The 19,357-nt window shown below is 75.6% G+C and carries 15 protein-coding genes and 1 riboswitch; of the genes, 11 read left to right on the forward strand and 4 right to left on the reverse strand.

The annotated features are described in order from the left end of the window. Window positions 1-60: 60 nt before the first annotated feature. Window positions 61-795 (reverse strand): PQQ-binding-like beta-propeller repeat protein, encoded by a 735-nt coding sequence (locus ACZ63H_RS18140; protein ID WP_469866111.1) that lies wholly within the window; start codon window positions 793-795, stop codon window positions 61-63. 227 nt (window positions 796-1,022) lie between these two features. Here ACZ63H_RS18140 and ACZ63H_RS18145 point away from each other — a divergent pair, with 227 nt between their 5' ends. After that, window positions 1,023-1,436, forward strand: coding sequence for a VOC family protein (locus ACZ63H_RS18145; protein ID WP_469866113.1), 414 nt, complete (start codon window positions 1,023-1,025; stop codon window positions 1,434-1,436). Between the two features lie 16 nt (window positions 1,437-1,452). Here the strand turns inward: ACZ63H_RS18145 and ACZ63H_RS18150 are convergent, their stop codons facing one another. The 3 genes from ACZ63H_RS18150 to ACZ63H_RS18160 form a co-directional block, all read right to left on the reverse strand. Then, window positions 1,453-2,718 carry a hypothetical protein gene (locus ACZ63H_RS18150; RefSeq protein WP_469866236.1) on the reverse strand — a complete coding sequence of 422 codons (1,266 nt, stop codon included), beginning with the start codon at window positions 2,716-2,718 and terminating at the stop codon, window positions 1,453-1,455. A 344-nt stretch (window positions 2,719-3,062) separates the two neighbouring features. Then, on the reverse strand, window positions 3,063-4,190 hold the full coding sequence (locus ACZ63H_RS18155) for an alpha/beta hydrolase (protein ID WP_469866115.1): 1,128 nt from the start codon (window positions 4,188-4,190) through the stop codon (window positions 3,063-3,065). Between the two features lie 359 nt (window positions 4,191-4,549). Continuing rightward, complete coding sequence (locus ACZ63H_RS18160; protein WP_469866117.1) at window positions 4,550-5,197, reverse strand: class II aldolase/adducin family protein; 648 nt, start codon at window positions 5,195-5,197, stop codon at window positions 4,550-4,552. Between the two features lie 530 nt (window positions 5,198-5,727). Here ACZ63H_RS18160 and ACZ63H_RS18165 point away from each other — a divergent pair. The 10 genes from ACZ63H_RS18165 to cobI all read left to right on the forward strand — a co-directional run bounded on the left by ACZ63H_RS18165 (window position 5,728) and on the right by cobI (window position 19,348). Then, window positions 5,728-6,465: a lysozyme gene (locus ACZ63H_RS18165; RefSeq protein ID WP_469866119.1), complete on the forward strand. Its 738-nt coding sequence runs from the start codon at window positions 5,728-5,730 to the stop codon at window positions 6,463-6,465. A gap of 143 nt (window positions 6,466-6,608) precedes the next feature. Beyond that, the gene (locus ACZ63H_RS18170) at window positions 6,609-7,910 is read left to right on the forward strand and encodes an inorganic phosphate transporter (RefSeq protein ID WP_469866121.1); all 1,302 of its coding nucleotides are present in this window, start codon (window positions 6,609-6,611) and stop codon (window positions 7,908-7,910) included. A 35-nt stretch (window positions 7,911-7,945) separates the two neighbouring features. Continuing rightward, window positions 7,946-8,173: a hypothetical protein gene (locus tag ACZ63H_RS18175; RefSeq protein WP_469866123.1), complete on the forward strand. Its 228-nt coding sequence runs from the start codon at window positions 7,946-7,948 to the stop codon at window positions 8,171-8,173. Between the two features lie 161 nt (window positions 8,174-8,334). Beyond that, window positions 8,335-8,477, forward strand: a riboswitch (cobalamin riboswitch). A 98-nt stretch (window positions 8,478-8,575) separates the two neighbouring features. Beyond that, window positions 8,576-9,520, forward strand: coding sequence for a cobalamin biosynthesis protein (locus ACZ63H_RS18180; RefSeq protein WP_469866125.1), 945 nt, complete (start codon window positions 8,576-8,578; stop codon window positions 9,518-9,520). Further along, window positions 9,517-11,025, forward strand: a complete 1,509-nt coding sequence (locus ACZ63H_RS18185) for a cobyric acid synthase (protein ID WP_469866127.1) — start codon at window positions 9,517-9,519, stop codon at window positions 11,023-11,025. The genes ACZ63H_RS18180 and ACZ63H_RS18185 overlap by 4 nt, the downstream gene beginning before the upstream one ends. Then, a complete protein-coding gene (gene cobN / locus ACZ63H_RS18190) occupies window positions 11,022-14,672 on the forward strand; it encodes a cobaltochelatase subunit CobN (RefSeq protein WP_469866129.1) in 3,651 nt (1,216 codons plus the stop codon). The genes ACZ63H_RS18185 and cobN overlap by 4 nt, the downstream gene beginning before the upstream one ends. Continuing rightward, window positions 14,669-16,666: a putative cobaltochelatase gene (locus ACZ63H_RS18195; RefSeq protein WP_469866131.1), complete on the forward strand. Its 1,998-nt coding sequence runs from the start codon at window positions 14,669-14,671 to the stop codon at window positions 16,664-16,666. The genes cobN and ACZ63H_RS18195 overlap by 4 nt, the downstream gene beginning before the upstream one ends. Further along, window positions 16,666-17,274 (forward strand): cob(I)yrinic acid a,c-diamide adenosyltransferase, encoded by a 609-nt coding sequence (cobO, locus tag ACZ63H_RS18200; protein WP_469866132.1) that lies wholly within the window; start codon window positions 16,666-16,668, stop codon window positions 17,272-17,274. The genes ACZ63H_RS18195 and cobO overlap by 1 nt, the downstream gene beginning before the upstream one ends. Beyond that, on the forward strand, window positions 17,271-18,620 hold the full coding sequence (locus ACZ63H_RS18205) for a cobyrinate a,c-diamide synthase (protein WP_469866238.1): 1,350 nt from the start codon (window positions 17,271-17,273) through the stop codon (window positions 18,618-18,620). The genes cobO and ACZ63H_RS18205 overlap by 4 nt, the downstream gene beginning before the upstream one ends. Continuing rightward, window positions 18,617-19,348: a precorrin-2 C(20)-methyltransferase gene (cobI, locus tag ACZ63H_RS18210; protein WP_469866134.1), complete on the forward strand. Its 732-nt coding sequence runs from the start codon at window positions 18,617-18,619 to the stop codon at window positions 19,346-19,348. Before ACZ63H_RS18205 ends, cobI begins: the two co-directional genes overlap by 4 nt. The last annotated feature ends 9 nt before the right edge of the window (window positions 19,349-19,357 follow it).

Genomic DNA, 19,357 nt, shown 5'->3' on the forward strand with positions numbered 1-19,357 from the left:
TGGGCGGCTGAGGACGTTCCCGCCGTCTAATGCGCGAGGAGAATGGCCATGGGTCCCAGTCTAACGGGGCGGGGCAAGCTGTTTTCCTGCGTCCTGGCGTCCGGGGCGCGGACCGGGCGGTTCGTTGCCGAGCGGGGTGCGGCCGGGGGCGATGCGGCCCAGATCGTCCAGGGCGACGAGCTGGCCGGTCCAGGCGGTGTCCGCGCAGGGCTGGGCGAGGAGCAGGGCCGTACCGCGCCGGACCGCGCCCTCGGGGCGGAACGCGCAGCCGCCGCGGGCGGGCAGCGTCCAGCGCAGGTCGCCGTCGGTGGTGCGGTACGCGGTGACGCGGCGCGGGGTGACGACGGCGAGGATGCCGTGGCCGAGGGGGCGCAGGACGCCGGTGCCGCCGTGGGCGGGGAGCCATTCGGCGGCGTCGGGCAGGGCCCGGTGCCAGCGCACGGTGCGGCCGTCGGTGGCGGTCAGCAGCCCGTCGTCCCAGAGCGTGATCGCCTGCCCGCGCGCGGGGAGCGTGACGACGGGGCGGTGCCCCGCGCGCGTGTAGCGCCAGCCCGGGGCGCCGGTGCGGGTGTCGTACCCGGCCACGACGGCTCCCCGCACCCGGGGCACCCAGGTCCGCTCCCCCTGCGCGGACCCTACGAGCCGGTCTCCGTAGGCCGGCGGCCGCGCCTGGTGGAGCACGACGAGAAGGCAGAGTCCCGCCACCACCCCGAGCATCCGGCACAGGCACGCGCCACGGGGGCGGGTGCGGGTGCGGGGGAACGGCGGGGCCGGGTGGTGGGGTGGGGCGGGCACCTTTTCCCCCTTCGCTGTCCCCTGGGCGTGGCTGAGGGCGCAGCCTAGTGACCGGGGGCGGGTGCGCCGGGGTGGCGGGACGGGGTGGGCGGGGAAAGTCGCCCGGTCGGGTGATGGCCGGTGGGGATGTGGCGGTTTCGGGTGTTGTGTGCGGTGGGAAGCGAAGACGCGTGCGGTGCGAGGGCCGCCGGGGGACGACGGAACCGGTAGGCGAAGGAGTGGTCGGCATGACGGGCACGGGCGGCGGGCGGCCGGGCGTCTGCCCCACGCTGCTGTACGCGGACGCGAAGGCGGCGATCAGGCAGCTCACCGAGGGCCTCGGCTTCACCGAGCTGTCGGTGTACGAGAAGGCGGACGGCACGGTCCTGCACGCCGAGCTGGCCCAGGCCGGCGGCGTGGTGATGATCGGTTCCAAGGGCCGCGGCGGCCCGCTCGACACCGCCTTGAAGGACGCGGGGCCCTGCGGGGTGTACGTCGTGGTGGACGACGTGGACGCCCACCACGAGCGGGCCGTGGCGCACGGCGTGGAGATCCTGATGCCCCCGGCGGACCAGGACTACGGCGCCCGGGAGTACCTTGCCCGGGACGCCGGGGGAAACGTCTGGAGCTTCGGGACGTACGCCCCGGAGACCGGGGCCTGAGCCGCCCCGGCCCGCCTCATCCCCCGGTGTGCACCTGGAACGCGGCCCGGCGCACGGCCTTGGCCAGCGCCGGGTCGGGGTGCGCCGCGGCGAGCGCGACCAGCACCTGGACGGTGCGCGGATGGCCCACGGCGCGGACCTCGTCGAGCAGCTGGGGCACCGTGGGCTGCACCGCGGACTCCAGGTGCCGGACCAGCATCGGCGCCTCGCCGTGGTCGGCGACGGCCGCGGCGGTGTCCACCCACAGCCAGGTGGCCTCCTCGCGCGTGAGCACCTCGTGGGCGTCCTCCGGGTCGACGCCGTCGTGCTCGGCGAGCCACAGCAGGGCGTACGGCCGCAGGGCCGGCTCGTCCACCACGGCCCGCACGTCGGGCTCGGCGGGCGCGCCGACGACGCGCAGCGCCTCGAAGGCCAGCCCGCGCAGCAGCGCGTCGTCGCCGCGGGCGGCGGCGATCAGCTCGGTGACGGCGCCGCCGACGGGGCGGGCGGCGAGCCAGGCGCGGTACTCGGCGCGGGCCGCGTTGGGGCGCAGCTGGGCGCAGCCGCGCAGCATGTCCTCGGCGGACTGCTCGATGTTGCCGGCGGGGCTCTGCGCGGCCACGCAGATCTGCTCCAGCTTGACCCACACCGCCCAGCTGCCCAGCGGGGTGAGGGTGGCCTGGCCGCCGCCGTAGGTGAGGGCGCCGACCGCGGCGAGGGCCCGCAGCGCCCAGTCGAGCAGCGGGGCGAGCGGGGCGTCGGCGGGGGTGGCCTGGGCCGGGGCGGGGGATCCGGCGGGCCGTCCGGTGCCGGGCTCGTAGGCGACCTCGCAGCGTTCGGTGCGCAGCTCGGTGACCCGCTGCTGGAGCAGGTCGAGCAGCTGCTCGACCGGGACCGGGCCGGCGGACAGCTGGAGGAAGGAGAGCACCTGGGGCATGGCCGAGACGACCTCGGCGACGGCGGCCGGCTCGTACCCCTCGGGCTCGGGGGAGGCCAGCGACCAGGCGTCGAAGAGGGCGACCCAGCCGCGCAGCACGGCGCTGTCGTCGCGGTCCCAGGCGCGCAGCCGCCAGCCGGGGCGGGCGCGGTCGCCGTGCACCTCGACGAGTCCGGCGAGGCGGGCGGTGTCCCAGTCGGCGCGGACCTGAGCGGTGTTCAGGCCGAGGTCGGCGGCGGCGCGTTCGGCGGTGGCGTCGGAGAGGGTGGCCTTGCCGTCGGCGGTGGCGCCGTCCCGGCCGGGGCCGAGGGCGGCGTCGGCCCAGCGGGCGACGCGGACCGCGCCGGCCAGACCGGCACGGGCCATTCCGGCCAGTTCGGCGGGGGCGGGCGTGCCCTCGGGCGGCCGGGGCGCGGCGCGGCGGGGGCGCCGCTGGTTCACAGCTCTGGGGGCGGCGGCCAGGGGTCGAGGTCGGACGAGTCGGAGCCTGGAGTCGCGCGGGATACGGGACGTCACGGGTGCAGTCTTCCGGTTGACGGTCCGAAAACCCAAACGGAATGTCACGGCGGGCGACGGGACTGGCCAACGCACGGGGCGCGGGACGCGGCGGACGGGCGGGATCGAGCCAGTCGTACGGCCGTGGCCGGACCGGTGCCACGGCCGTAAGCGGAATGTCCGCCACCGGCGCCGGCGGGCCCGGCGCCGGGGTGTCACAGCAGCGGGGTGAGGAACCGGCGCAGCCGTTCCTCGTACTCCTCGGGGTCCGCGTTCCACATCGCCGCGTGCGGGGCGTCCGGGACGGTGTGCAGGGTGACGAGGCCGGGCAGGCGCCGGGCGAGCCGGCGGGAGTGCTCCCAGGGGGCGACCCGGTCGCCCGGGCCGTGCACGAGCAGGGCGGGGACCTGGAGCCGGCCGGGGACGGCGGCCCCGGCGAGCCCGTCGGTACGCAGTCCGGCCCGGCCCTGCGCGGCCCGCACCGCGAGCGGCAGCAGCGGCTCCGGGACGTGGCGGGCGCGGGCCAGCGCGCGCAGCGTGGCCTGCCAGTCGAGCACCGGGGAGTCGAGGACGAGCCCGGCGACGCGGTCGCGGACCGCGGAGTGCTCGGCGGCGCGCAGGGCCATGGTGGCGCCGGTGGACCAGCCGAGGAGGACGACCCGGCGGGCGCCCCGGCCCACGGCGTACCGGATCGCCGCCTCGACGTCCCGCCACTCCGTCTCGCCGAGGTGGTTCAGCCGGTCCGGCGGGCGGGGGGCGCCGGGGTCGCCGCGGTAGGCGAGGGCGAGGACGGGCAGCCGGCGGGCGTGCAGGAAGCCCATGACGTTCAGGGCGTGCTCCCGGGTGGTGCCGAGGCCGTGCACGGCGATCACCCAGGTGTCCCGGGCGCCGGGGACGAACCAGGCGGGCAGGGTGCCGAGTTCGCCGGGCACGTCGACGTCGGCGTGGTCCAGGCCGAGGGCGGTGCGGGGGTTGCCGACGTACAGGTTGGGGGTGAGCCAGGCCGCGTCGCCGGGCGCGAGGGTGCCGTGGGTGACGCGTTCCAGGCGCCGTACGACGGTGTCGGCGGCGTGCGGGGTGCCCTCCAGGACGGGGCCGACGACCGCGTGCGAGCCGTCGCCGGCGAGGCCGTAGACGCCGGGGCGCAGGGCGGCCAGGTCGCGGGTGAGGGTGATCCGGCCGGCGGCCGTGCCGTGCACGGTGAGCCGGGGCTCGGTGGGCAGCGGACGGCCCGCGGACGCCTTCAGCGCGGCGTCGCTGGCGAGCCGGCCGGCGACCACGGAGGCCGTGCCGGCGGCCAGGACGGCGGTGACCGCACTGGCGGTCGCGGTGACGGTACGCACGGCTCCAGTGTCACGGGGAGGGCGGACGGCGGCCAGCCGAACCGCGGGGCGGGGTGAGGGCCGTGGGAGGGGTGACGGGCGGGACGAGGTCCGCGGGAGCACCGGGGCCGGCCGGCCCGGCAGGGCGCGGCGCAGGGCGGTGGACGCGGACGACGCGGACGACGCGGACGGCCGGGCCCGGCGGAGGCCGGCCCGCGCGACGCGGCCGAGACCGGCGAGCGCGGCCCGCACGGGAGCGGCCGGAGCCGGGCGGACCCGCTCGACCGCGGGGGGACGGGGCGGCGGGGCCTGGTGGAGCGGAGCGCGCGGGACCGGCGGGGTCCGCGGGGCGCGGGACGGGTTGCCGCTCGGCAAGGGGATCACCTCCGTTGGCCGTACCCCTTCAAGCGTTCCCCGACCTCCGCGAGTTGTGCCTTGGTCAGCAGGGACGGGCTCAGGCCCGGCACCGCCGACGCCGTCAGCCACAGGCGGCACATCCACTCCAGCTGGGCGGTGCGGTCGTAGGCCTGGTCGAGGGTGGCGCCGTGGGTGACCGTGCCGTGGTTCTGCAGCAGGCAGCCGGAGCGGCCGGCGAGGGCGCGGAGCATGTTCCCGGCCAGCTCGTCGGTGCCGTAGGCGGCGTAGGGGGCGACCCGTACGGGGCCGCCGAGGGCCGCGGCCATGTAGTGGACCAGCGGCAGCTCGGGGACGAGCGTGGAGACCGCGGTGGCGTGCACGGCGTGGGTGTGGACGACCGCGCGGGCGTCGGTGGTGCGGTAGACGGCGAGGTGCATGGGCAGCTCGCTGGTCGGCACGAGGCGGCCGAGCACCTGGCGGCCGGTGAGGTCGACGCCGGTGAGGTCGGCCGGGGTGAGCCGGTCGTAGGGCACGCCCGAGGGGGTGACCAGCACGAGGTCGCCGAGGCGGGCGGAGACGTTGCCGGAGGTGCCGACCACCAGTCCGTCGGCGACGGTCCGCCGCGCCGTGGCGACCACCTCCTCCCAGAGCAGCGCCACGTCCTGCCCCACCCCGGCCGCCCCACCGCCCCACGCGGCCTCCCCCGCCTCGGCCGCCCCACCGACCGGCGCGGCCCCCTCCACCCCGGCGGCCCCACCGCCCGGTGCGCTCCGCCCCGCCTCCGGCGCCGTATCGCCGACCTGTCCGCCCTCCGGCGCCGCGGCGCCCGGTTCGGCCCGCCCCTCCCCCGCGCCCCGGCGTGCGCCCCCGTCCCCGGCCGGCGTCCCGCTCCCCCGGCCGGCCCGGCGCGCGGCCGGTTCCCCGTCCCGCCGTTCGTCCCGTCGCCCGTCTTCCACGTTCCGTCGCGGTTCAGCCATGCGGTGATCCTGCCAGCCGGCGGGGCGGGGCGGGGAGCGGACGGACCGGTGGTTCCGGGCCGGGGGCCGTGAGGCCGAACGGGCGGAATTGGGTGTGAAACGCCTGAAATCGCCCTCACTTTCGTGATCGGCGGACCTTGAATGACTGCTTCCTGCCCACCCCACGGCCGCCGCCGCCCCGAGGCCCGGCGCGCCCGCCGACCGCCATCCCCCGGGGGAGTCGCATGGCCCGTGTACCCACCCTTGCCCGTCGCCGCGCGAGCGTCCTCGCCGCGGCCGTGGCGGCGGTCCTCGCCCTCACCGGCCCCGCGACCGCCGCGGCCAAGCCGCCCAAGGGCCACGACGTGTCGTCCCACCAGGGGCCCGTGGACTGGCCGGCCGCCCGGAAGAAGGGCGCCCGGTTCGTCTTCGTCAAGGCGACCGAGTCCACGGGCTACCGCAACCCCTACTTCGCCGGGCAGTACTCCGGCGCCCGCAAGGCGGGGCTGATCCGGGGCGCGTACCACTTCGCGCTCCCGGACCGGTCCTCCGGCGCCAAGCAGGCCGCGTACTTCGTGCGGCACGGCGGCGGCTGGCGGGCGGACGGCTGGACGCTGCCGCCGGCGCTCGACATCGAGTACAACCCGTACAACGCGCGGCGCAAGTGCTACGGGCTGAGCAAGAAGGGCATGGTCGGCTGGATCCGTTCGTTCAGCGACGAGACCCGGCGCCGGACGGGCCGCCGCCCGGTGATCTACACCACGACCCAGTGGTGGAAGCTGTGCACCGGCAACAGCCGCGCGTTCTCCAAGGACCACCCGCTGTGGATCGCCCGGTACGGCACGGCGCGGCCGGGGGCGCTGCCCGGCGGCTGGCGGTACTGGACCTTCTGGCAGCACCGCGTGAAGGGCGCGCTGCCGGGTGACCAGGATCTCTTCAACGGCACCCTGGACCGGTTGCGGATCTTCGCGAGGACCCGGTAGCCAAGGGGCGCCCGGCCCGGCGGCGTGGAACGCGACGTCGGCATGGCGTTACCGACACCACTGCGCCCGTCTCAGTTCATCTTCCGTTCACTCAGGTTGCCTACGTTCATCCAGCCAATGACCTCGAACGATTGCCTGGGTAAATGGAAAGCTTCTCGCTGATCCTCGCGATTGTGGTGGTAACCGCTCTCGCGTTCGATTTCACGAACGGTTTCCACGACACCGCGAACGCGATGGCCACCACCATCTCCACAGGCGCCCTGAAGCCCAAGATCGCGGTGACCATGTCCGCCGCCCTCAATCTTGCGGGCGCCTTCCTCTCCGTGGAGGTCGCGAACACGATCTCCAAGGGTCTCGTCGACGAGACCGGCATCCGTCCCGAGGTCATCTTCGCCGCCCTGGTCGGCGCGATCCTCTGGAACCTGCTGACCTGGCTGGTGGGCCTGCCCTCCAGTTCCTCGCACGCCCTGATGGGCGGCCTGGTCGGCGCCACCGTCGCCTCCGCCGGCTTCGACGCCGTCCACGGCGGCGTCCTGGTCACCAAGGTGCTGCTGCCGGCCGTCGCGGCGCCGGTCGTGGCGGGCCTCGCCTCGTTCCTGGCCACCCGGCTCTCCTACGGCGTCGGCGGCACCGCCGGGACCGAGGCCGGCCGCAAGGGCTACCGGGCCGGCCAGATCGCCTCCGCGGGCCTGGTCTCCCTCGCGCACGGCACGAACGACGCCCAGAAGACGATGGGCATCATCACCCTGGCCCTGATCGCGGGCGGCTCCCTCGCCCCCGGCTCCAACCCTCCCACCTGGGTCATCCTCTCCGCCGGCCTGGCCATCGCGCTCGGCACCTACATCGGCGGCTGGCGCATCATCCGCACCATGGGCAAGGGCCTGACCAACCTGGAGCCGCGCCAGGGCTTCGCCGCCCAGACCGGCGCCGCGACCGCCATCCTGGCCTCCTCCCACCTCGGCTTCTCCCTGTCCACCACCCATGTCGTCTCCGGCTCGGTGATGGGCGCGGGCCTCGGCCGCAAGGGCGGCGTGGTCCGCTGGTCCACCGCGACCCGCATGGCCGTCGCCTGGGTGCTCACCCTGCCGGCCGCCGCGCTGGTCGGCGCGGGCGCCGAGTCCGTCACCGACCTGGGTGACTGGGGCACCGCCGCCGTCGCCGTCTTCCTGGTCGCCGCGAGCGCCGCGATCTGGAAGATCTCCCGCCGCGAGGTCGTCGACCACACCAACGTGGTCGAGGAGACCGGCGAGCCGGCCGGTGTCGTCACCGCCGCCATCGCCGCGGTGACCCCGCCGCCCGCCGGCCAGATCGCCGGCGACCTGACGGCCCCGGCCGCCGGGGAACTGACGACCGCCGGCCTGGCGACCGCCGGCCTGACGGCCACGATCCCCGCCCCGGCCACCGAGCCGGCGCCCGCCGCCGCCCCGCCGGCCGCCACGGTCTGACCCCGCCCGCACGGTTACTCGAAGGAAGCATCCCCATGACGATCGACTGGGCGGCCCTCGGCTCCGTTCTCGGCACCAGCGTCGTGTTCACGGTGGGCCTGGTGGCCCTGTTCACCCTCGGCATCAACGGCCTGTCCCGCCGCGAGCGGGCCGCGGCCCGGGGCGGCTCCGCCGCGCTCGCCGTCACCGGCGCCTACGTCTGCTTCGCGGCCTGCGCGGCGGCCGTGGCCTACGGCATCTACCTGATCGTGGGCAAGGGCTGACCGCCCGCCCCCCGATCCCCGCACCGCCCCGCCGACCGGCCCGCCCCGCCGGACCCGGCGGGGCGGACGCATGCCGGGGCGGTTCCCGTCAGGCCCGCCCGGCGGCCCGCGATGTGGGCCTCAGCACACTCGGGCATCCCAGGTCAAAGGCAAGTTGACGGCCCTTCCGGGCACGTGGTGGACTGCCCAGGCCATGTACGGCGGCAGAAGAGGAAGCCGGTGCGAATCCGGCGCGGTCCCGCCACTGTCACCGGGGAAGAACTCCCCGGGAGCCAGGAACTCTCGCCGCCGGAATCCGTCGAACCAGGGCGTGGACACCCTGAGTGAGGACACGAATCGCCATGCTCGGCTGCCGTAGGACCCGTACCGGGAACACCCCTGTGCCCACGGCCGGCTGAGCCGATGGGTGCCGATCGCACTTACGCGTACGGCGCCGCCGCCGGCGTCCTCGGCGACCTGCTCCTCGGCGATCCCCGCCGCGGGCACCCGGTCGCCGCGTTCGGCCGCGCGGCCACGGCCGTGGAAGGCGCCTTGTGGCACGACCACCGCGGCTGGGGCGCCCTGCACACCGCCGTGTGCGCCGGTGGCGCCGTCGCACTCGGGGCGCTGGCCGCACGCGCCGCACGCCCCTCCCGTACCGCCTCCGTCGCGCTGACCGCCGCCGCCACCTGGGCCGTCGTCGGCGGCACCTCGCTCGGCCGCGAGGCCCGCGCCGTCGAACGCGCCCTGGCGGCGGGGGACATCGAGGCCGCCCGCGCCCGGCTGCCCCACCTGTGCGGCCGGGACCCGCAGGCGCTGGACGCCGACGGGATGGCCCGGGCCGTGGTCGAGTCGGTCGCCGAGAACACCTCCGACGCCGTGGTCGGCGCCCTGGTGTGGGGAGCGGTCGCCGGGGTGCCGGGTCTGCTCGGGTTCCGGGCCGTCAACACGCTGGACGCCATGGTGGGCCACAAGTCGCCCCGCCACCGCCGCTACGGCTGGGCCTCCGCCCGCCTCGACGACGTCGCCGGCTGGCCGGGGGCCCGGCTGACCGCCGCCCTCGCCGCCGCCGCCGGACCCGACCCGCGCGGCGCCCTGCGCGCCTGGAGGGCCGACGCGGGCAGGCACCCGAGCCCCAACGCCGGTCCCGTGGAGGCCGCCTTCGCGGGTGCCCTCGGCGTACGCCTGGGCGGGACGCTCTCCTACGGCGGCCGGGTCGAGCACCGGCCCGTACTCAACGGCGGCACCGGACGGCCGGTCGAGGTCGCCGACATCGACCGGGCCGTACGGCTCTCCCGCCGCGTCGGCCTGCTCGCCCTCGGCACCACACTCGCCGCGCGCGCACTCCTGAAAGGACGTGGGAAGTGAACGGTGGCCTCCTCGTGGCCGGCACCACCTCGGACGCCGGCAAGAGCGTCGTGACGGCCGGGATCTGCCGGTGGCTGGTCCGCCAGGGCGTGAAGGTCGCGCCGTTCAAGGCGCAGAACATGTCCCTGAACTCGTTCGTGACCCGGGAGGGCGCGGAGATCGGCCGGGCCCAGGCCATGCAGGCCCAGGCCTGCCGGATCGAGCCGACCGCGCTGATGAACCCGGTGCTGCTCAAGCCCGGCGGCGAGCAGAGCAGCCAGGTCGTGCTGCTCGGCAAGCCGGTGGGCGAGCTGAGCGCGCGCGGCTACCACGGCGGGCGCCAGCAGCGGCTGCTGGGCACGGTGCTGGACTGCCTGGCCGAACTGCGGGGCACGTATGACGCGGTGATCTGCGAGGGGGCGGGCAGCCCGGCCGAGATCAACCTGCGCCGGACCGACATCGTCAACATGGGCATCGCGCGCGGTGCGCGGCTGCCGGTGCTGGTGGTCGGCGACATCGACCGCGGGGGCGTCTTCGCGTCCTTCTTCGGCACCGTCGCCCTGCTCGCGCCCGAGGACCAGGAACTCGTCGCCGGCTTCCTCGTGAACAAGTTCCGCGGCGACGTCGGCCTGCTGGAACCCGGCCTGGAGATGCTCCACGGCCTCACCGGGCGGCGGACCTACGGCGTGCTGCCCTTCCGGCACGGACTCGGCATCGACGAGGAGGACGGACTGCGGGTCTCGCTGCGGGGCACCGTGCGGGAGTCCGCCGTCACTCCCCCGGTCGGCGCCGACGTGCTCCGGGTCGCCGTGTGCGCGATCCCGCTGATGTCCAACTTCACCGACGTGGACGCGCTGGCCGCCGAACCGGGCGTCGTCGTGCGGTTCGTGGACCGGCCGGAGGAACTGGCCGACGCCGACCTCGTGGTGATCCCCGGCACCCGCGGCACCGTACGGGCGCTGGGGTGGCTGCGGGAACGCGGGCTGGCGGACGCCCTCGTGCGCCGGGCCGCCGAACACCGCCCGATCCTCGGCGTCTGCGGCGGCTTCCAGATCCTCGGCACGCACATCGAGGACGAGGTCGAGAGCCGCCAGGGCCACGTCGACGGCCTCGGGATCCTGCCCGTGCGCGTGCGCTTCGCCCGCGAGAAGACCCTCACCCGGCCCAGCGGAGAGGCCCTCGGCGAGCGGGTCGACGGTTACGAGATCCACCACGGAGTGGCCACGGTCGAAGGCGGCCGACCCTTCCTCGACGGCTGCCGCGCCGGCCAGACCTGGGGCACCCACTGGCACGGCTCGCTGGAGTCGGACGGCTTCCGGCGGGCCTTCCTGCGCGAGGTGGCCGCCGCCGCGGGCCGCCGCTTCGTGCCCGCGCCGGACACCTCCTTCGCCGCGCTGCGCGAGGAGCAGCTCGACCGGCTCGGCGACCTCATCGAACAGCACGCGGACACGGACGCGCTGTGGCGGCTCATCGAGTCCGGCGCGCCGCCAGGACTGCCCTTCATCCCACCGGGAGCGCCCGCATGAGCACAGTGTTGTTGTTGTCGACCGCCGACACGGATCTGCTGGCGGCCCGGGCCTCGGGCGCCGGCTACCGCATCGGCAACCCCACCCGGGTCGACGTCGCCGGGGAACTGCCGGCCCTGATCGAGGGCGCGGACCTCGCCGTCGTACGGCTGCTGGGCGGCAAGCGGGCCTGGGAGGACGGGCTGGCCGTGTTGAAGGCGTCCGGCATCCCCACCGTCCTGCTGGGCGGCGAGGCCGTACCGGACGCCGAGCTGATGGCCGAGTCCTCGGTGCCCGCCGGCGTGGTCGCGGAGGCGCTGAAGTACCTCGTCGAGGGCGGCCCCGCGAACCTGCTGGAGCTGTCCCGGTTCCTGTCGGACACCGTGCTGCTGACCGGCGAGGGCTTCGCGGAGCCGCACCGCATGCCCGAGTTCGGCGTGCACGGCGCCTACGCCGTCCGGGACGGCCGCCCGACCGTGGGCGTGCTGTTCTACCGGGCGCACGAACTGAGCGGCAACACCGCCTTCGTGGACACCCTGTGCGAGGCGATCGAGGCGGCCGGCGCCAACGCCCTGCCGGTGTACTGCGGTTCGCTGCGCGGCGCGGACGCCGCGCTGTACGAACTGCTGGGGCGGGCCGACGCGCTGGTGGCCACCGTGCTCGCGGCCGGCGGCACGCACGCCTCCCAGGCGTCGGCGGGCGGCGACGACGAGGCGTGGGACATCGGCGCGCTCGCCGACCTGGATGTCCCCGTGCTGCAAGGGCTGTGCCTCACCTCCTCGCGCGCCGCGTGGGAGGAGTCCGACGCGGCCCTGTCCCCCATGGACGCGGCGATGCAGGTCGCCATCCCCGAGTTCGACGGCCGGCTGATCACCGTCCCGTTCTCCTTCAAGGAGCAGGGCCCCGACGACGTCCCGGTGTACACCGCCGACCCCGAGCGGGCCGCCCGGGTCGCCGGCATCGCCGTCCGGCACGCCCGGCTGAGGCACAAGCCGAACGCCGAGAAGAAGATCGCGCTCGTCTTCACCGCCTACCCGACCAAGCACTCCCGCGTCGGCAACGCGGTCGGCCTGGACACCCCCGTGTCGGCCGTCCGGGTGCTCGACGCGCTCCGGGACGCCGGATACTCGCTGACCGAATACCCGGACGGCGGCGACGAGCTGATCCACCGGCTCATCGAGGCCGGCGGCCACGACGTGGAATGGCTCACCGAGGAACAGCTGGCCGCCGCGCCCGCGCGGGTGCCGCTGGCCGACTACCGGGCGTGGTTCGGCACGCTCGACCCGGAGCTGCGGGACGCCATGACCGAGGCGTGGGGCGAGCCGCCGGGCAGCCTCTACGTGGACGGCGACGACATCGTGCTGGCCTGCCTCCGGTACGGGAACGTCGTCGTCATGATCCAGCCGCCGCGCGGCTTCGGGGAGAACCCGATCGCGATCTACCACGACCCCGACATGCCGCCCTCCCACCACTACATGGCGGCCTACCGCTGGCTGGAGAACGGCTTCGGCGCCGACGCGATCGTGCACATGGGCAAGCACGGCACGATGGAGTGGCTGCCGGGCAAGGGCCTCGGGCTGTCGCGCGGCTGCGCCCCGGACGCCGTCCTCGGCGAACTGCCGCTGATCTACCCGTTCATCGTCAACGACCCCGGCGAGGGCACCCAGGCCAAGCGGCGCGGGCACGCCACCGTGGTCGACCACCTGGTGCCGCCGATGGCCCGCGCCGACACCTACGGCGACCTGGCCAAGCTGGAGCAGCTCCTCGACGAGTACGCGCTGGTGAGCGACCTGGACCCGGCGAAGGCCCCGGCCGTGCGCGCGCAGATCTGGACGCTGGTCAAGGCGGCGGAGCTGCACCACGACCTGCACGTGGACGAGCAGCCCGACGACGACGCGTTCGACGAGTTCGTCATGCACATCGACGGCTATCTGTGCGAGATCAAGGACGTGCAGATCCGCGACGGCCTGCACATCCTGGGCGGCGGCCCGGTCGGCGAACCGCGCGTGAACCTCGTGCTGGCCGTGCTGCGCGCCTCGCAGGTGTGGGGCGGGCGGGCCGACGCCCTGCCCGGGCTGCGGGCCTCGCTGGCGGCCCACTTCGGTCTGGTGGAGAAGGAGTTGCTGGCCGAGCCGGGTGCCCCGGTGAAGGTGCCGGTGGAGTTGACGGACCTGGTGGAGGGCCCGGCCCGGTCCGCCGCCGACGCCGTCGACCTGCTGGAGCAGCTGTGCCGGCGGATCGCGGAGGGCATGGAGGCCCGGGCGTGGGACCGTGCGGAGGTCCCGGCCCTCCTGCGGGGCGTGCTCGGTGCCGAGACGCCCGAGGCGGTCGCCGTGCTGGAGTTCGCGTGCGACGAGGTCGTACCGCGGCTGGCGCGGACCACCGACGAGATCGGGCACATCCTGCGGGCCCTGGACGGCGGTTACGTCCCGGCGGGCCCGTCCGGGTCGCCGACGCGCGGCCTGGTGAACGTCCTGCCGACGGGCCGCAACTTCTACTCGGTCGACCCGAAGGCCATCCCGTCCCGGCTGAGCTGGGAGGTCGGGCAGTCGCTGGCGGACTCGCTGGTGCAGCGGTACCTGAGCGACACCGGCGAGTACCCGAAGTCCGTGGGCCTCACGGTGTGGGGCACCTCCGCGATGCGCACCCAGGGCGACGACATCGCCGAGATCCTGGCGCTGCTGGGCTGCCGCCCGGTGTGGGACGAGGCCTCGCGCCGGGTGACCGGCTTCGAGGTGATCCCCCTCACGGAGCTGGGGCGCCCCCGCATCGACGTCACGGTCCGCATCTCCGGGTTCTTCCGGGACGCCTTCCCGCACGTGGTCGGGCTGATCGACGACGCGGTCCGGGCGGTGGCGGAGCTGGCGGAGCCGGCCGAATCCAACTACGTGCGGGCGCACGTGGACGAGGACACCGCCGAACACGGCGACCGGCGCCGCGCCACGGCCCGCGTCTTCGGCTCCAAGCCGGGTGCCTACGGCGCCGGCCTGCTGCCGCTGATCGACGCCCGCAACTGGCGCAGCGACGCGGACCTGGCCGAGGTGTACGCCGTCTGGGGCGGCTACGCCTACGGCCGCGGTCTCGACGGCCGGGCGGCACGCGGGGACATGGAGACGGCGTTCAGGCGGATCGCGGTGGCGGCGAAGAACGTCGACACGCGTGAGCACGACCTCGTCGACGCCGACGACTACTTCCAGTACCACGGCGGCATGGTCGCCATGGTCCGGCACCTGACGGGCGCCAACCCCGAGGCGTACGTGGGTGATTCGGCCGTGCCGGACCAGGTGAGGACCCGGACGCTGGGCGAGGAGACGCACCGGGTCTTCCGCGCGCGGGTGGTCAATCCCCGGTGGATGGCGGCCATGCGCCGGCACGGCTACAAGGGCGCCTTCGAGATGGCGGCGACCGTGGACTACCTGTTCGGCTACGACGCCACGGCGGGCGTGGTCGACGACTGGATGTACGAGAAGCTCAGCGCGGAGTACGTCTTCGACCCGGAGAACCGGGACTTCATGAAGAAGTCCAACCCGTGGGCGCTGCGCGGCATCACCGAGCGGCTGCTGGAGGCGGCGGACCGGGGCCTGTGGGCCGAGCCGGACGCGGACACGCTGGAGCGGCTGCGCGCCACCTACCTGGAGCTCGAAGGCGACCTGGAGGGCGACCAGTGACAACCCCCTTTCCCTTTACGGCCGTTGTCGGCCAGGACGATCTGCGGCTCGCGCTGCTGCTGAACGCCGTGTCCCCGGCGGTCGGCGGTGTGCTGGTGCGCGGCGAGAAGGGCACCGCCAAGTCGACGGCCGTGCGGGCGCTCTCCGCGCTGCTGCCGGCGGTGGCCGTGGTCCCCGGGTGCCGGTTCTCCTGTGATCCGGCCGCCCCGGACCCGGACTGCCCGGACGGGCCGCACGAGGCCGGGGGCGGGACCGAGCGGCCCGCGCGGATGGTCGAGCTGCCCGTCGGCGCCTCCGAGGACCGGCTGGTCGGCGCGCTGGACATCGAGCGGGCGCTCGCGGAGGGCGTGAAGGCGTTCGAGCCGGGGCTGCTGGCCGACGCCCACCGGGGCATCCTCTACGTCGACGAGGTGAACCTGCTGCACGACCACCTGGTCGACCTGCTGCTGGACGCGGCGGCGATGGGCGCCTCGTACGTGGAGCGCGAGGGTGTGTCCGTGCGGCATGCCGCGAAGTTCCTGCTCGTCGGCACCATGAACCCGGAGGAGGGCGAGCTGCGGCCGCAGCTGCTGGACCGGTTCGGGCTCACCGTGGAGGTCGCCGCCTCGCGGGAGCCGGACCAGCGGGTGGAGGTCGTGCGGCGCCGGCTCGCCTACGACGACGATCCGGCCGCCTTCGCCGCCACGTGGGCGCGGGACGAAGCCGCCGTGCGGCAGCGGATCGCCGCGGCGCGGGAGTTGCTGCCGCGGGTGCGGCTGGGGGACGGCGCGTTGCGGCAGATCGCGGCGACCTGTGCCGCGTTCGAGGTGGACGGCATGCGTGCCGACATCGTGATGGCGCGGACCGCGACCGCCCTGGCCGCGTGGGCCGGGCGGACCGACGTCCTCGCCGAGGACGTGCGGCAGGCCGCGCTGCTGGCGCTGCCGCACCGGCGGCGGCGCAACCCGTTCGACGCGCCGGGCCTGGACGAGGACAAGCTGGACGAGACGCTGGAGCAGTACTCCGGGGACGACGGCGACGACGAGCCCGACCCCGACGGCCCCGACGGCCCCGGTGGCGGCGGGCAGCCGGCGCCGGACGGCCCCCCGCAGGGCGACGGGGGCGAGGCCGCGCGGCCGGAAGCCGGTGCGGACGGGCAGCCGCAGGCGTCCGGCGCCGGCGAGCAGCCGGCCGCGCGGGCCGCCGAGCCCTTCCGCACCAGGGCGCTGACCGTCCCCGGCATCGGGGAGGGCGCCGCCGGGCGGCGGTCCCGGGCGCGGACCGAGCACGGCCGGACCACCGGGGCCCGCCGGCCCCGGGGCACGCTCACCAAGCTGCACCTGGCGGCCACCGTGCAGGCCGCCGCGCCGCACCAGCGGGCACGGGGGCGGTCGGGGCCCGGGCTGGTCGTGCGCCGGGACGACCTTCGGCAGGCGACGCGCGAGGGGCGGGAGGGAAACCTCGTGCTGTTCGTCGTGGACGCCTCCGGGTCGATGGCCGCGCGGCAGCGGATGAGCGCCGTGAAGGGTGCCGTGCTGTCGCTGCTGCTGGACGCCTACCAGCGGCGGGACAAGGTGGGGCTGGTGACCTTCCGGGGGTCGGCGGCCGAGGTCGCGCTGCCGCCGACGTCCTCCGTGGACGCCGCCGCCGCGCGGCTGGAGTCGCTGCCGACCGGGGGGCGCACGCCGCTCGCCGCCGGCCTGCTGAAGGCGCACGAGGTGCTGCGGGTGGAGCGGCTGCGGGACCCGGCGCGGCGGCCGCTGGCGGTCGTGGTGACCGACGGGCGGGCCACGGGGGGTCCGGAGCCGGTGGCGCTGGCGGAGCGGGCGGCACGGCTGCTGGCGGTCGAGCAGGTCGCCTCGGTGGTCGTGGACTGCGAGTCGGGGCCGGTACGGCTGGGGCTCGCGGGACGGCTCGCGGGTGAGCTGGGCGGTACGGCGGTGACGCTGGACGAGCTGCGGGCGGACTCGATCGCCGGGCTCGTGAAGGGAATTCAGGGCAGGAGGGCCGCGTAATGCCGCAGGGACAGCCGAGTGTCGTGCCGGACGACGGACTGACGACCCGCCAGCGGCGCAACCGGCCGCTGGTCGTCGTGCACACGGGAGTCGGCAAGGGCAAGTCCACCGCCGCGTTCGGGCTCGCGCTGCGCGCCTGGAACCAGGGGTGGCCCATCGGGGTGTTCCAGTTCGTCAAGTCGGCGAAGTGGAAGGTCGGCGAGGAGAACGCGCTGCGCGTGCTCGGCGCCTCCGGTGAGGGCGGCACGGTCGCCTGGCACAAGATGGGCGAGGGCTGGTCGTGGGTCCAGCGGGACCTCCAGGGTGACAACGCGACCAACGAGGAGAAGGCCCGGGAGGGCTGGGAGCAGGTCAAGCGGGACCTGGCCGCCGAGACGTACCGGCTGTACGTGCTGGACGAGTTCGCGTACCCGATGCACTGGGGCTGGGTGGACACCGACGAGGTGATCGAGGTGCTGCGCGACCGGCCCGGCACCCAGCACGTGGTGATCACCGGGCGGAACGCGCCGGGAAGGCTGGTGGACTTCGCCGATCTCGTCACCGACATGTCCAAGGTCAAGCACCCCATGGACGTGGGGCAGAAGGGCCAGAAGGGCATCGAGTGGTGACATCGTCGGTGCCGCGGCTGGTCGTCGCCGCGCCCTCCTCGGGCAGCGGCAAGACCACCGTCGCCACGGGGCTGATGGCCGCGTTCGCCGCGCGGGGGCTCGCCGTGTCCCCGCACAAGGTCGGGCCGGACTACATCGACCCGGGGTACCACGCCCTGGCGACCGGGCGCACGGGGCGCAACCTGGACGCGTACCTGTGCGGACCGGAGCTGATCGCCCCGCTGTTCCTGCACGGGGCGCGGGGGTGCGACCTGGCCGTGGTCGAGGGCGTGATGGGGCTGTACGACGGCGCGGCCGGGCAGGGCGAGCTGGCGTCCACCGCGCACGTGGCCAGGCTGCTGCGGGCGCCGGTGGTGCTGGTGGTCGACGCGTCCTCGCAGTCGCGGTCGGTGGCGGCGCTGGTGCACGGGTTCGCCTCCTGGGACCCCCGGGTGCGCGTCGGGGGCGTGATCCTGAACAAGGTGGGTTCCGACCGGCACGAGGCGCTGCTGCGGGAGGCACTGGATGCGGCCGGGGTGCCGGTCCTGGGTGTGCTGCGGCGGGTTCCGCAGGTGGACACCCCGTCCCGGCACCTGGGGCTGGTGCCGGTCGCGGAGCGGCGGTCCGCGGCGCTGGAGGCGGTCGCGGCGATGGCCGCGCAGGTCGAGCGGGGATGTGATCTCGACGCCCTGTCGCGGCTCGCGAGCGGTGCGGGACCGCTGCCGGACGCCCCCTGGGAAGCCCCCGTCGGCGCGGCGGAGGGGCGCGCGGTGGTCGCCGTGGCCGGCGGCCCCGCCTTCACCTTCTCCTACGCCGAGCACGCCGAGCTGCTCACCGCGGCCGGGGCCGAGGTCGTCACGTTCGATCCGCTCCGGGACGAGCGGCTCCCGGAAGGTACCGCCGGTCTGGTCATCGGCGGTGGTTTCCCCGAGGTGTACGCCGCCGAGCTGTCCGCCAACGAGCCGCTGCGCGAGGCCGTGGCCCGGCTCGCGCGCTCCGGCGCCCCCGTGGCCGCCGAGTGCGCCGGGCTGCTCTACCTGTGCCGCGAGCTGGACGGGAAGCCCATGTGCGGTGTGCTGGACGCCACCGCGCGCATGAGTGAGCGGCTGACCCTCGGCTACCGGGACGCCGTGGCCGTCGGCGACAGCGCGCTGGCCGCGGCCGGGACGCGGATGCGGGGGCACGAGTTCCACCGCACGGTCGTGGAGCCGGGCGCCGGTGCCGCCCCCGCCTGGGGGGTCACGGCCCCGGTCCGGCGGGTCGAGGGTTTCGTACAGCAGGGCGTGCACGCGAGTTATCTGCACACGCACTGGGCGTCCGCGCCCGGTGTGGCCCGTCGGTTCGTGGAGAGGTGCCGGACGTCATGAGCAGCAGGCTGGTCGGAGTCGGGGTCGGCCCCGGTGACCCGGAGCTGGTGACCGTCAAGGGGGTCAACGCGCTGCGGGAGGCCGACGTCGTCGTCGTACCCGTCATGGACACCGGGGAGCGGGGCCGGGCCGAGGCGACCGTGGCGCACTACGTGTCCGCGGAGAAGATCGTGCGGGTGGTGTTCGCGCTGAACGAGCGGACCGACCGGGGGCGCCGGGAGGCTGCCTGGGACGCGGCCGGGCAGCGGGTCGCGGAGCTGCTCCGGGCGCACGCGTCCGTCGCGTTCGCCACCATCGGCGACCCGAACGTGTACTCGACGTTCACCTATCTGGCGCAGACCATCGTGGAGCTGGTGCCCGGGGTGGCCGTGGAGACGGTGCCCGGGATCACCGCGATGCAGGATCTCGCGGCGCGGTCCGGGGCAGTGCTGACGGAGGGCACCGAGCCGCTGACCCTGGTGCCGGTGACGGCCGGCGCGGCGGTGCTGAAGGAGGCGCTGGCCGGGCCGGGCACGGTGGTGGCGTACAAGTTCGGCCGGCAGGCCGCCGAGGTCGCCGAGGCGCTGGCGCGGACCGGGCGGCTCGCGGACGCCGTGTGGGGGTCGGCGCTCGGGCTGCCGGAGGAGTCGGTGCGGCCGGCCGCCGAGCTGGACGGGTCCCCGCTGCCGTATCTGTCGACGCTGATCGCGCCCCCGCGGCGGGACGGCGGCCGGGGCGGGAAGCTGTGAGACCGTCCG

The organism is Streptomyces sp. NPDC104831, from assembly GCF_055583025.1.

Bases quoted from the DNA above. Each gene is read 5' to 3' on its own strand.
- ACZ63H_RS18145 (WP_469866113.1), top strand. From the start codon at position 1,023: ATGACGGGCACGGGCGGCGGGCGGCCGGGCGTCTGCCCCACGCTGCTG.
- ACZ63H_RS18150 (WP_469866236.1), bottom strand. From the start codon at position 2,718: ATGGCCCGTGCCGGTCTGGCCGGCGCGGTCCGCGTCGCCCGCTGGGCC.
- ACZ63H_RS18165 (WP_469866119.1), top strand. From the start codon at position 5,728: ATGGCCCGTGTACCCACCCTTGCCCGTCGCCGCGCGAGCGTCCTCGCC.
- ACZ63H_RS18170 (WP_469866121.1), top strand. From the start codon at position 6,609: ATGGAAAGCTTCTCGCTGATCCTCGCGATTGTGGTGGTAACCGCTCTC.
- ACZ63H_RS18175 (WP_469866123.1), top strand. From the start codon at position 7,946: ATGACGATCGACTGGGCGGCCCTCGGCTCCGTTCTCGGCACCAGCGTC.
- ACZ63H_RS18180 (WP_469866125.1), top strand. From the start codon at position 8,576: ATGGGTGCCGATCGCACTTACGCGTACGGCGCCGCCGCCGGCGTCCTC.
- cobN (WP_469866129.1), top strand. From the start codon at position 11,022: ATGAGCACAGTGTTGTTGTTGTCGACCGCCGACACGGATCTGCTGGCG.
- cobO (WP_469866132.1), top strand. From the start codon at position 16,666: ATGCCGCAGGGACAGCCGAGTGTCGTGCCGGACGACGGACTGACGACC.
- cobI (WP_469866134.1), top strand. From the start codon at position 18,617: ATGAGCAGCAGGCTGGTCGGAGTCGGGGTCGGCCCCGGTGACCCGGAG.